The organism is Paenibacillus qinlingensis (genome assembly GCF_013204845.1).
GTDB lineage: Bacteria > Bacillota > Bacilli > Paenibacillales > NBRC-103111 > Paenibacillus_E > Paenibacillus_E qinlingensis.
This window is the reverse complement of record NZ_JABMKY010000028.1, coordinates 110,238-122,949: the sequence shown is the minus strand read 5'-3', so window position 1 is coordinate 122,949 and position 12,712 is coordinate 110,238. Positions and strand designations below refer to the sequence as shown.

Annotated in this window: 8 protein-coding genes and 12 tRNA genes; all 20 read left to right on the top strand. The window is 45.9% G+C overall.

From position 1 onward, the window contains the following. Positions 1 to 43 precede the first annotated feature (43 nt). Positions 44 to 119, top strand: a tRNA-Asn gene (locus HQN88_RS32195). 2 nt (positions 120 to 121) lie between these two features. Continuing rightward, positions 122 to 197, top strand: a tRNA-Thr gene (locus HQN88_RS32190). A gap of 16 nt (positions 198 to 213) precedes the next feature. Continuing rightward, positions 214 to 288 (top strand) — tRNA-Glu (locus tag HQN88_RS32185). A 17-nt stretch (positions 289 to 305) separates the two neighbouring features. Further along, positions 306 to 381 (top strand) — tRNA-Val (locus HQN88_RS32180). A 12-nt stretch (positions 382 to 393) separates the two neighbouring features. After that, a tRNA-Thr gene (locus HQN88_RS32175) sits at positions 394 to 466 on the top strand. A gap of 9 nt (positions 467 to 475) precedes the next feature. Next, positions 476 to 550, top strand: a tRNA-Gln gene (locus HQN88_RS32170). A 17-nt stretch (positions 551 to 567) separates the two neighbouring features. Beyond that, a tRNA-Lys gene (locus HQN88_RS32165) sits at positions 568 to 643 on the top strand. A gap of 19 nt (positions 644 to 662) precedes the next feature. Continuing rightward, positions 663 to 742 (top strand) — tRNA-Leu (locus HQN88_RS32160). Between the two features lie 38 nt (positions 743 to 780). Next, positions 781 to 855: transfer RNA gene (locus HQN88_RS32155), tRNA-Gly, on the top strand. Positions 856 to 864: 9 nt separating this feature from the next. Next, positions 865 to 941: transfer RNA gene (locus HQN88_RS32150), tRNA-Arg, on the top strand. A gap of 26 nt (positions 942 to 967) precedes the next feature. Next, positions 968 to 1,041, top strand: a tRNA-Pro gene (locus HQN88_RS32145). A 17-nt stretch (positions 1,042 to 1,058) separates the two neighbouring features. Next, a tRNA-Gly gene (locus HQN88_RS32140) sits at positions 1,059 to 1,129 on the top strand. Positions 1,130 to 1,465: 336 nt separating this feature from the next. After that, positions 1,466 to 4,252: a phosphoenolpyruvate carboxylase gene (gene ppc / locus HQN88_RS32135; protein ID WP_173119994.1), complete on the top strand. Its 2,787-nt coding sequence runs from the start codon at positions 1,466 to 1,468 to the stop codon at positions 4,250 to 4,252. 119 nt (positions 4,253 to 4,371) lie between these two features. Then, positions 4,372 to 5,241: a DMT family transporter gene (locus tag HQN88_RS32130; RefSeq protein ID WP_173119992.1), complete on the top strand. Its 870-nt coding sequence runs from the start codon at positions 4,372 to 4,374 to the stop codon at positions 5,239 to 5,241. Positions 5,242 to 5,322: 81 nt separating this feature from the next. Next, positions 5,323 to 5,919 carry an RNA polymerase sigma factor SigW gene (gene sigW / locus HQN88_RS32125; RefSeq protein WP_056618187.1) on the top strand — a complete coding sequence of 199 codons (597 nt, stop codon included), beginning with the start codon at positions 5,323 to 5,325 and terminating at the stop codon, positions 5,917 to 5,919. A gap of 160 nt (positions 5,920 to 6,079) precedes the next feature. Beyond that, entirely contained in the window at positions 6,080 to 6,685 is a 606-nt protein-coding gene (locus HQN88_RS32120; protein ID WP_173119990.1) for a zf-HC2 domain-containing protein, read from the top strand. Between the two features lie 168 nt (positions 6,686 to 6,853). Next, positions 6,854 to 7,675 carry a diadenylate cyclase CdaA gene (cdaA, locus tag HQN88_RS32115; RefSeq protein ID WP_173119988.1) on the top strand — a complete coding sequence of 274 codons (822 nt, stop codon included), beginning with the start codon at positions 6,854 to 6,856 and terminating at the stop codon, positions 7,673 to 7,675. Further along, positions 7,668 to 8,912 carry a CdaR family protein gene (locus tag HQN88_RS32110; RefSeq protein WP_173119986.1) on the top strand — a complete coding sequence of 415 codons (1,245 nt, stop codon included), beginning with the start codon at positions 7,668 to 7,670 and terminating at the stop codon, positions 8,910 to 8,912. Before cdaA ends, HQN88_RS32110 begins: the two co-directional genes overlap by 8 nt. A gap of 30 nt (positions 8,913 to 8,942) precedes the next feature. Then, positions 8,943 to 10,283: a phosphoglucosamine mutase gene (gene glmM / locus HQN88_RS32105; RefSeq protein WP_173119984.1), complete on the top strand. Its 1,341-nt coding sequence runs from the start codon at positions 8,943 to 8,945 to the stop codon at positions 10,281 to 10,283. 465 nt (positions 10,284 to 10,748) lie between these two features. Next, positions 10,749 to 12,578, top strand: a complete 1,830-nt coding sequence (glmS, locus tag HQN88_RS32100) for a glutamine--fructose-6-phosphate transaminase (isomerizing) (RefSeq protein WP_173119982.1) — start codon at positions 10,749 to 10,751, stop codon at positions 12,576 to 12,578. The last annotated feature ends 134 nt before the right edge of the window (positions 12,579 to 12,712 follow it).

Below are 12,712 nucleotides of genomic sequence, written 5' to 3'. Positions count from 1 at the left end.
GAACCGCAGGGTTCTGGGAGAGTAGAACGTTGCCAAGCATTGTTCCCTGATAGCTCAGTTGGTAGAGCACTCGACTGTTAATCGAGTTGTCACAGGTTCGAGTCCTGTTCGGGGAGCCATTGCTTCCATAGCTCAGTCGGTAGAGTGCATCCATGGTAAGGATGAGGTCACCGGTTCGATTCCGGTTGGAAGCTCCAGTTATACATTTCATAAGGCCCGTTGGTCAAGTGGTTAAGACACCTCCCTTTCACGGAGGTAACAGGGGTTCGAGTCCCCTACGGGTCACCACTAGTTCTTTATCCCATGGAGGCTTAGCTCAGCTGGGAGAGCATCTGCCTTACAAGCAGAGGGTCGGCGGTTCGATCCCGTCAGCCTCCACCATTAACTTCATATGCCGTTGTAGCTCAACTGGTAGAGCAACTGACTTGTAATCAGTAGGTTGGGGGTTCAAGTCCTCTCGACGGCATGTTTCTATTGGGGATTAGCCAAGCGGTAAGGCAACGGACTTTGACTCCGTCATGCCAAGGTTCAAATCCTTGATCCCCAGCCATTTTTTTCATAACACATGAGTCATTAGCTCAGTTGGTAGAGCACCTGACTTTTAATCAGGGTGTCGTAGGTTCGAATCCTACATGACTCACCATTTGCCTTATTTATTACATGCGCGTATGGCGGAATTGGCAGACGCACTAGACTTAGGATCTAGCGGGTGACCGTGGGGGTTCAAGTCCCTCTACGCGCATAAAATCCTCACTTGTATTCATACAACTGAGGTACCCTGCGGAAGTGGCTCAGCGGTAGAGCATCGCCTTGCCAAGGCGAGGGTCGCGGGTTCGATCCCCGTCTTCCGCTCCAAAGTATTATGCGCCCTTAGCTCAGCTGGATAGAGTATTTGACTACGAATCAAAAGGTCGGGAGTTCGAATCTCTCAGGGCGCGCCATTCTTCATTATAAGTTATAAACGTATCGGGACGTAGCTCAGCTTGGTAGAGCACCTGCTTTGGGAGCAGGGGGTCGCATGTTCAAATCGTGTCGTCCCGATCATTTTTCTAAACTACGCGGGCGTAGTTTAATGGTAGAACTTCAGCCTTCCAAGCTGATCGCGCGGGTTCGATTCCCGCCGCCCGCTTATAAGATAGAGCCACCTTCGGGTGGCTTTTTCTTTTATCCATAGACAGGAACGAAAGATTGGGTTCTTCGTGATAGAAGCAATGATTTTTTGCACATGAAATGAATGTCTCCATATACCGTCTAACTCCTTCTAATTAGGAAATAATACGAATTAAAACATCGTAGAATCTTATCAATACATTAATTACCACCGAAAAACGTACGGTTTTTTTATTTTAATACTATGTGTTGCGGTCAGATTGTGGTAAAATATTCTGAAATGAGTTTTTATAGCAACTAGCTTTTGCAGAGAGAAGCATTAATGCATCATAGTGAATAGATGAGGTGGAGAATCATGGTAGAGAGTGAGATCGTCCAACAAAAACAAAGTACGAATAACCTGCTGCGTAGAGATATTCGGTTTCTTGGACACATACTAGGCGAAGTTCTTGTACATCAGGGCGGAAGTGATCTGCTGGATGTTGTTGAACGCATTCGCGAAATGAGCAAGTCGTTAAGAGCACACTATGTCGTTGAGATCTACGATGAATTTAAGAAAACGATATCTTCACTAGATCCGGAAATTCGCCATCAAGTGATACGCGCTTTCGCTATATATTTCCAACTAGTTAATATTGCTGAACAAAACCATCGTATTCGCCGTAAACGTGACTACGAGCGCTCATCAGGGGAATCAGTACAACCAGGTTCGATTGAGAGCATCGTACAAGAGCTGAAGAGTACGAATGTTCCGTATTCCGAGGTACAGGAAATTCTTAAAGCTATCTCTCTAGAGCTCGTTATGACGGCTCATCCAACGGAAGCTATGCGTCGTGCCGTGCTTGATATTAATCTGCGCATTTCTGACGATATGATGAAGCTGGACAACCCTAACTTAACGTACCGCGAGCGTGAACAATTGCGCGAGAAGCTGTTAGGTGAAGTGCTTAATTTGTGGCAAACCGATGAGCTGCGTGATCGTAAACCGACGGTAATCGACGAAGTGCGTAACGGACTGTACTATTTTGACGAGACGCTATTCGACGTACTGCCAGAAGTTTATCATGAGCTTGAGCGTTGTTTAAATAAATACTACCCTGAAGACAAATGGCATGTGCCATCCTTCTTGAAATTTGGTTCGTGGATAGGTGGAGACCGTGACGGAAATCCATCTGTTAGAGCGAATGTGACGTGGGAGACGCTTGGTCTGCACCGTCAATTGGCTTTGCAAAAGTATGAAGAAATTCTGAGAGAATCCTTAGCACACATGAGCTTTAGTAAGAACATTGTGAATGTGAGCGAGGCTCTAATCGATTCGATCCAATGTGATCGTGAAGCGATGGGGAATGTCCAGGATGTTTGGCGTAATGAGAAAGAACCATACCGAATCAAAACAACTTACATGATCGAGAAGATTCATAACACGGGTAACGCTAGTGTATCTTCTACACAGAAGTACAACAGCCCTGAAGAGTTTATTCAAGACTTGCAAGTTATGGAAGCTAGTTTGCGTTCGCACTTTGCAGACTATGTGGCTGATAAATATATTAAGAAGTTAATACGTCAAGTTGAGTTATTTGGTTTCCACTTAGCTGCTCTAGATATCAGACAGCATAGTAAAGAGCATGAGAATGCGATGACTGAAATTTTGGCGAAAATGGGCATTACACCGGATTATAGCAAGCTTTCGGAAGATGAGAAAATTTCATTGCTCACGAATGTTTTGAATGATCCACGTCCTATCACTTCTACGTACTTAGACTACACGGATGGTACGAAAGAATGTTTAGACGTGTATCGTACAGTAGGCAAAGCGCAGAAGGAATTTGGACGTAACTGTATTAATAGTTACTTGATTTCGATGACGCAAGGTGCAAGTGACATGCTTGAGGTGGTTGTGTTTGCCAAAGAGGCGGGCTTATACCGCAGAGAGAGCGACGGAACTGTTACGAGTACCGTTCAGTCTGTTCCTCTTTTTGAAACGATTGACGACTTGCATGCGGCTCCTGGTATCATGAGCACTTTGCTAGCGATCCCTGCTTATCGAGCAAGCCTGGATGCTGAAAACCCATTGCACGAAATTATGCTGGGCTACTCTGACAGTAATAAAGACGGTGGTGTGATTACAGCGAACTGGGAGCTTCGTATGGCGCTTCAAGATATAACTGAAGCAGCGAAGAAATTCGGCGTGAAGTTGAAGTTCTTCCATGGTCGTGGTGGCGCTTTGGGTCGTGGCGGTATGCCATTGAACCGAAGCATTCTAGCGCAACCGGTTGAAACGCTTGGCGGCGGCATCAAGATTACGGAGCAAGGTGAAGTACTATCTTCCCGTTATTCCCTGCAAGGGATTGCTTACCGTAGCTTGGAACAGGCGACGTTTGCTTTGATTACAGCATCGAAGCTGTCCCGTTCGCCACAAAGACACCCGCTCGAAGATAAGTGGGAAAATATTATGCGTGGTATTTCGGAGCAAGCACAAACGAAGTATCAAGATCTTATTTTCAGAGACGAAGATTTCTTAACATTCTTCAAAGAATCCACACCGCTTCCGGAGATTGGTGAGCTGAATATCGGTTCCCGTCCATCCAAGCGTAAAAATAGCGATAAGTTCGAGGATTTGCGTGCGATTCCTTGGGTATTCTCATGGACGCAAACGAGATACCTGCTACCAGCATGGTACGCAGCAGGTACAGGCTTGCAGAGCTTCGCTCAAGGCAATGAAAGTAACCTAGCGGTCCTCAAAGAGATGTATGAGGATTGGTCATTCTTCAGGACGATGATTGATAATCTGCAAATGGCATTGGCAAAGGCAGATCTTCTTATCGCGAAGGAGTACGGCAGCTTGGTGAAGGAATCCGCGATTGCAGAGCGTATTTTCAATCTGATCAGAGACGAGTATGCATTGACGTCCTCGATTATTTTGCAAATTACAGGTCAGCAAGAGATTCTGGATAATGTTCCTGTCATTCAAGAATCCATTAAATTGCGTAATCCATACGTGGATCCGCTTAGTTACATGCAGGTTGAGCTGCTTACGGAACTGCGTGCACTAAGAGAAAACAATGAAGACGATGCGATTCTGCTTCGTGAAGTATTACTTACAATTAACGGGATTGCCGCGGGACTTCGGAATACGGGCTGATCCGTACGACAACATAAGAAAACCAACAGGATGATAAAGTCGGGGGCTTGCAGCAATGCAGGCAGCTCGGCTTTTCCTGTAATTACGGGAATTGCCCAAGTCAGGAGGTGCGCGGTAGCATGGGGCGATGGTTGGCAATAGTCCTTGTCCTTATTGGGGCTTCAAGCTATGGTTTGCTGTCTTCATTTATTAAAATGGCTTATGATCAAGGTTTTACGGATGGACAAATTACACCTGCTCAGATGACAATGGGAACTGTATTTGTATGGGTATTGATTCTTTTTCACAAGGAGTCGTGGGTTAATCCCTTTAAGGGTCCTTGGATTAAGCTTGGGTTGATTGGGATATTCGGACTGTCGTTAACGACAGTTGTTTATAATATTGCGCTGCAAGAGTTAGACGCTTCCTTATGCATTATTTTACTTTTTCAATTTACGTGGATGACGATTGCTATGGATTGTATCGTGAAACGGAGATTGCCTAAGCGAATGGAAGGAATTGCGATTGCGCTAATATTGGCAGGGACGATCCTTGCGGTGAATGTGTTTGATACCAACTGGGGAGAGCTCAGTATTCTGGGTATACTATATGGACTTCTATCTGCGTTAGCGTATAGTATTTTTCTGTTTTTCACGGGACAAGTCGTAAGTTCACTTCCTCCGCTCATGAATTCTGCAATCATGCTGACAGCTGCGCTGCCGATTATATTTATCTTGTATCCGCCTACGGTTTTTGTTGATGATAATGGTGGCATGCTGTTGTTATGGGGATTGCTTCTAGGGTTTCTAGGACAAGTTGTACCGACTGTTTCCTTTAATATCGGAATTCCCAAGATCGGAAGTGCACTCGCTGCTATGCTCGGATCCGTAGAGCTTCCAGTGGCTATTCTTGCAGCATATCTGCTCATCGGAGAACCGATTACCGGGCTACAATGGGGAGGCATGGCCCTGATTCTAGGTGGAATTATAATTTCTGAATACAAATCGTGATTTCTGACGTATATAGTAGAAGAGGGAATTTTATTATCAATAAATGGATGTTGAATTGTCGAGAAGCCGGAGGAAAACCAATTGAACTTTGTTGAAGCACGACTGGCTAAGCTGGCCAGTAATGGGGATCGCAATGCTTTTGCAGAGCTCGTGGAGCTCTATAAAGACAAGATCTTTCACTTGGCTTACCGCATGCTGAATAACAAGCAAGAAGCCGAAGATGCTGTGCAGGAAACGTTCCTGCGCGTGTATACGAATTTACATCGATATGATGAGAATCAGAAGTTTTCGACGTGGATTTTTCGAATCGGGACAAACTTATGTATTGATAAGCTGCGACGAAGAAAGCAAACGTATTCGCTGGATGCGGAAATGACGGATGGTGAAGGCAATGATTATTATGCGATGCTGCCTAGCGATGAGGATACGCCAGAGAAACAACTGATTGTCTCCGAAACGCAGGCGCAGATTCACCGAGCCATTGAGACGCTGCCAGAGAAATATAAATCGGTTGTTATTCTCAGGTATTTGCACGATATGTCACTACAAGAAATTAGTGATGTTCTCGACATGCCCGTTACCACAATTAAGACGCGTGTCCACAGGGGACGGGAGTACCTACGAAAAAGATTGGAGCAGGAGGAACAAGTTGTTAGTACAAATCCTGTTCGAATCTGAAACATATTTGAAATCGAAACGTATGGTATATCACAACATGCTAAAGTCCACAAATAAACGGCTACACCGTTCTATATGGACGTGTGCGTTTATCTAGAAATTTAGCTTACTTATGAGAAAACATAAGTTCTAACATTTGAAGAAAGGGGTGGCTACAAACGTGAATTGTAAAGAAGCCCTCCCGCTCATACATGAATATCTCGACGGTGATTTACCAAAGACGGATGCTCTACCTTTGAAAGAACATTTGATAGCCTGTCAGGCATGTCATAACACTTTCAAACAACTAGAGAAAACGGACGCTTTGGTTAGAATGCTGCCCTCCATTCCAGTACCTGATACGTTAACTGCACAGATCATGAGCGGCTTACCACCGATGAAAAAGAAGAATACCTGGACAGATTGGATTCGCAGACACCCTGCTGTTTCGGTTGCTGTGGTTTTTGGAACGGTCATGTTCGGAAGCTTCGTATCGATGTGGGATGACGATCAGAATCTTATGGTACAGGGAAGTAACCTTCAGGATGTCGTGATTCAAGGGGATACCGTGATTGTGCCGCAAGGACATACCGTAAATGGTGATCTTGTGGTCAAACGCGGGGAATTGAAGGTTGAAGGCGATGTAACGGGGAATGTCGTCGTTATTGATGGTTCAGTCAACCTAGCCTCTACGGCGCACATATCTGGAGAAGTCAAACAAGTCGATGAAGCTTTGAGCTGGGTCTGGTACAAATTAGGTGAATTCGTAGGTAAAATCACGCCATAACGGAATGTCCCCTTATAGCTGAGACTATAGGGGGCTTTCTTCTTTTTTTACATAGGAAAAATGAACCAATTCTCGTGCGATGAGTCTAGATAAATAGAAGTATACTTAGCTTTATGTTATGATTCCTATATAGAGAGAACTTTGTTTAGTCGCCTGGGGGAGAATACAATGGATTTGCTCACGAGCATCTCGGCTAAGGATATTGTCGATATACTCATCGTTAGCTATGTGATTTATAAATTGATCCTAGTGGTGCGTGGGACAAGGGCTATTCAATTGATGAAGGGTATCCTCGTGGTCGTCATTACCTGGGTCATTAGTATTTGGTTCCAGTTAAGTACACTGCAATGGATGGTGAATCAAGCCTTTACGTTCGGGGTACTTGGGGTTATCATTATTTTCCAGCCAGAGCTAAGAAGAGCCTTGGAGCAATTAGGTCGAGGTAAGATATTCGGCAGTAGATCTTCATCAGAAGAAGATCAAGATGTGAACAAAAGAATCAGCGAAGTGATTCGGGCTGCGAATTATTTGGCCAAACGTAAAATTGGAGCCTTAATTGTTTTTGAGAAAGATACGGGACTAACCGACTATGTCGAATCCGGTATTGCAATAGAGAGCAAAATCAGCGGAGAGCTGTTAATTAATATTTTTATCCCAAATACCCCTCTTCATGATGGCGCAGTTATTATTCGGCAAGGGCAGTTGATGGCCGCGGGGTGTTATTTGCCTCTGTCTGAAAATCCGTTTATTTCGAAGGAACTGGGGACTCGGCATCGTGCAGCCATTGGTATGAGTGAAGTTTCGGATGCGATGTGTGTAATTGTTTCGGAAGAGACAGGTCAAATTTCACTAACCATGAATGGCCATATCGTACGGGATATTAAAGAGGAATCGTTGATTTCTAAGCTTTTTGAAGAGTTGAAGCCAAAAGCGAAAACAAATGAGAAGAACCCTTTCATGAAATGGTGGGGAGGGCGTTCGAATGGATAAATGGTTACGCAATACAAACGTGGTACGGATCGTTGCGCTTGTTGTCGGGATACTGCTGTGGGTAGTCGTCCATATGGAAGAAACAAATATATCCGGGAACACAGCGCTGCGCGAGCGAGTGGAAACGATTAATAACGTCTCGATCACAACCAAATATGATGAGACGCACTACTTCATCTCGTCGATGAATCCTGCGAATGTACAGGTGATTCTGAAGGGGAAGGAATCGTCCGTTAAGAAAGTGACGGCTAGCAATACCTATCAGATTCAGCTGGATTTGACGCAGGTTGGCAAAGGCGACCATCAGGTTACCCTAGCACCGGTCGGAATACCATCGGATGTCGATGTGGAGATCGTTCCTAGAACGGTCCACGTCATGATTGAAGAGCTGCAGATGAAAGAGGTGCCTGTCGTCATTAATGTCAAAGGAACGCCTGCAGCAGGCCTCAAAGCGGGACAACCTATTGTGAAGCCAGGTAAAGTGTACATTACGGCACAAACGAGTAAACTCGATCAGATTGAGAATGTCCGCGGCGAGGTATCTGTGGATAAAGCTCAATCAGCAGTAACGAAGCAGGTCAGATTGCAGGCTTTTGACAAGGAAGGCAAAGAAGTAACCCTTAACATTAACCCTTCGGTGGTCGATGTCGAGGTGCCTATCACAAGCCCGTTCCAAACGATTCCGTTGCAGATCAAAGTAAGCGGTGAACCTCCTGCAGGTTTTGCCATCGCGATGATTACACAAACCCCTGATAAGGTGACCGTATACGGTGCACAGGATATTGTAGACCGCATGGAATTTTATCAAGGACCGCAGCTTAGTCTGCAGGATGTGAAGGAAACGAAGGACTTTGCACTGGACATTCCTCTCAGGAATAAAGTAACACAATTAGATCCTGCGAAGGTGACGGTCCATGTTGAAGTTGTGCCTTCGATCACGAAAGCTGTAGAGAACGTACCGATTACGATTATTGGTTCCAATGAAAATTACGAAACCAAAGTAACGCAGCCAGCGTCGGCTACCTTGAATATTACGGTAGAAGGTGCTCCTGCCATTATTGATCAATTGAAAGTTCAAGATATTCAAGCGATACTAGATGTTAGTAATTTGCCGCCTGGTAAGCATGAATTGAAAGTAACTTTAAATATGCCTACTTTCGTGAAACTAGGGCTTCCACAAGAAGTGAAGGCGATCGTAGAAATCAGCGAGAAAAATGTTAAAGCAGCAAATCCATAATGGGGAATAGAGAAAGAGGAGAATACAAAAATGGGGAAATATTTTGGTACAGATGGTGTGCGCGGCGTCGCGAATGGCGAACTCACACCAGAATTGGCTTATAAGGTAGGTCGCTGCGGCGGGTATGTGTTAACAAGACAAGCGAAGCATCCGAAAGTCGTGATCGGGAGAGATACACGTATTTCGGGGCCGATGCTGGAAGCGTCCCTTGTAGCAGGATTGTTATCGATTGGTGTTGAGGTGATTCGTATTGGTGTGGTGAGTACGCCAGCGGTTGCTTATTTGACGAAGGAGCTAGGCGCAGACGCGGGCGTTATGATCTCCGCTTCTCATAATCCGGTTGAGGACAACGGGATTAAGTTCTTTGGAGGCGACGGCTTCAAGCTATTGGATGAGACGGAGCTTGAGATTGAACAGCTGCTGGATGCAGCTGTAGATGAACTGCCTCGCCCAGTTGGCGGCGAGATTGGTACGGTTTCGGATCAGCCGGATGCGAAGTACGCTTATACGGCGTTCTTGAAGGAGACGGTGTCTGCGTCCTTCGCCGGCGTGAAGGTTGTTCTTGATTGTGCGAATGGCTCAGCCTATGAGCTGGCGCCTTTGATTTTCCGCGAGCTCGGAGCGGAAGTGATCACCATCGGCGCGGAGCCGAATGGGCGCAACATCAACGATGATTGCGGATCCACCCACCCAGAGACGCTACGCGCCGAGGTGGTTAAGCATGGCGCAGCCATCGGGTTGGCTTTTGACGGCGACGCGGATCGTCTGATCGCGATCGATGAGAAGGGCGATGAAGTCGACGGCGACTTCATCTTGAGCATTCTTGGCGATGCGCTGAATCGCAAAGGAAAGCTGAACCACGGCACCATTGTGACGACGGTGATGGCGAATATTGGTTTTTTCAAAGGCATTGAAAAAGCGGGCTTGAAGGCTCTGCAAACGGCTGTAGGCGATCGTTACGTGATGGAAGAAATGCGTAAAGGCGGCTACAATCTAGGCGGGGAGCAGTCTGGTCATGTTATATTCCTAGACTACATCTCAACAGGAGATGGCATTCTGACTGCGTTGCAACTGGTGAATACGCTAGTTGAATCGGGGCGTAAGCTGAGTGATTTGAAAGGGATTATGCGTAAATTCCCGCAATTGCTTGTCAACATCCGTGTAGCGGATAAAAGTAAGTTGAAGGACAATGCGGTGATCGAAGAAGCAATCCGTAAAGTGGAAGATGAGCTTGGAGATAACGGCCGTGTGTTGGTTCGTCCTTCAGGTACAGAGTCCTTGATTCGTGTTATGGCGGAAGGCCCAGACAAAGAGCAAGTAGAAGCATATGTTCACGATATTGCGAAGGTTATTCAAGAGCAACTGGTATAATAATAGGCTGCTAGTCCCTCATTTTTGCTGGAATAAGGCGAGATGGGGGATCAAGTATGCCAAAAACAAGTTGCAATGCTGGGTTAAAATGCATATGATGAAGTTACTCAAGAAGGAAAGGCAGGGCAGAGGTTATTTGTAACAAATAGCGCCAGAACTCGCATGCGGGACGGGAATGTAGGCTTTATAGGCTTACTACTACGCGGTGAGTTGACGAGGTGAAGGTGTTCGAAACATTCGGCGGGGACCTTCCGGCACGAGGAGTGCCGTTAAGTTGGAGAGCAAAATCGTTCGGGCGACCGGGCAGACAAGGATCCAACATCTATTAACGATTTATTAAATTTTACACGTAAAGAACGCCCTTATAGATGGTTTATTTCATTATGATTTATGACTGATTGAAAATCAGATCCTTGACAAACAGCCCTTCTAGAAGAGGCTTATACAAATTTGGAGGTTGTAACTATGTGCGGTATTGTTGGTTATATTGGAAAGCGTAATTCTCAGGAGATTCTATTGGATGGCCTTAAAAAGCTAGAGTACAGAGGCTATGATTCTGCTGGGGTAGCGGTGTATACGGCTGATGGATTGCAAATTAAGAAGGCCAAAGGCCGTATTGCGAACTTGGAGTCGAAGCTTGGTGAAACGCCGTTGAACGGAAGCGTTGGCATCGGGCACACACGTTGGGCGACACATGGTAAGCCTTCGGACGTGAATTCGCATCCACATACCGATAATTCTTTGAAATTCTCCGTTGTGCATAACGGGATTATTGAGAATTATATTACGCTGAAAGAAGAACTAATCGCGAAAGGCCATGTTTTCGTATCGGAGACGGATACAGAGGTTATTTCGCATTTGATCGCAAGTTTGTACGAGGGAGATATCCTCAAAGCGGTTCAGAAAGCCGTGAAGCACATGACAGGTGCGTTTGCGCTTGGTGTTTTGACAGAGTTCGAACCAGACCGCCTCGTTGCTGTGCGTCAAGCTAGCCCGCTTATTATCGGGATTGGCGAAGGCGAGAACTTCATTGGTTCAGATATTCCAGCGATTCTAGAGTATACACGCAATGTGTTCATTCTAAATGATGGCGAAATGGCGCTATTGACGCGGGATGCTGTCGAATTAATGACGTTAGAGGGGAATTTTATTTCCAGGGAAATGTTCCATGTCGATTGGGACATTGTTACGGCGGAAAAAGCCGGATTTGATCATTTCATGTTGAAAGAAATCTATGACCAACCGAAAGCATACCGTGACACGATGGGAAGTCGTATTTCGACTGACGGTAAGAGTGTGACGCTGAACGAGCTTACGATTACGCCTGAGGCAATCCGCAACATCAGCCGCGTGCATATCGTAGCTTGTGGAACAGCATTCCATGCTGGTATGGTCGGGAAGTATGTGATTGAGAAAATGGCGCGTATTCCGGTGGAAACGGATGTAGCGTCTGAATATCGTTATCGTTCCCCGATTATCACAAAGGATACGCTTGTGATTGTCGTGAGCCAATCCGGTGAAACGGCAGATACGTTGGCAGCACTTCGTGAAGCAAAACGTTGCGGAGCACACGTGTTGGCGATTACGAATGTTGTAGGAAGTTCTGTTGCGCGTGAGGCGAACGATATTATTACAACGTGGGCAGGACCGGAGATTGCGGTAGCTTCGACGAAAGCGTACACGTCGCAATTGATCGCGTTCTATCTCTTGGGCTTGCACCTGGCGCAAACATTGGACACACAAACGTCTGAGGAAATTGCTGAAGTGATTACAGCGATGAAGGAATTGCCTGCACAGGTAAGCGAGATCCTAGAGCAAGCAGAAGCGTTGAAAGTTGTTGCTGAAGAGATGGCGAAGCATGATAATCTATTCTTTATCGGTAGAGGTTTGGATTATGCGGTAGCGCTTGAGGGCTCCTTGAAGCTGAAAGAGATCTCTTACATTCACTCGGAGGCGTATGCTGCAGGAGAGTTGAAACACGGTACGCTTGCGTTGATCGAGGATGATATACCGGTGATTGCGTTAGCGACACAGCATGAGCTGCTAGAGAAAACGGTGAGCAACATTAAAGAAGTGAAGGCACGCGGCGCGAACGTATTGGGTATTGCTGTGGAAGGTGAAACGGAGCTGCAGAAATCAGTTGACAGCACATTCATTATCCCAAAAACGTTGGATGTGTTGACGCCTGCGTTGTCTGTGATTCCTTTGCAGTTGCTGTCTTACTACGCGTCGTTGGCACGTGGGAATGACGTTGATAAGCCTAGGAATTTGGCGAAGAGTGTGACGGTTGAGTAGGGTTTGGTAGCCAAAAGATCCTGATGTCTGGTGATATAAAAGTCGTGAACCAGTAAAAAAAGTCATGAACCAGTAAAGAAAGTCGTGAACCAGTAAAAGATGTCGTGAACCTCTAAGTCAGTCCCGATGAGTTT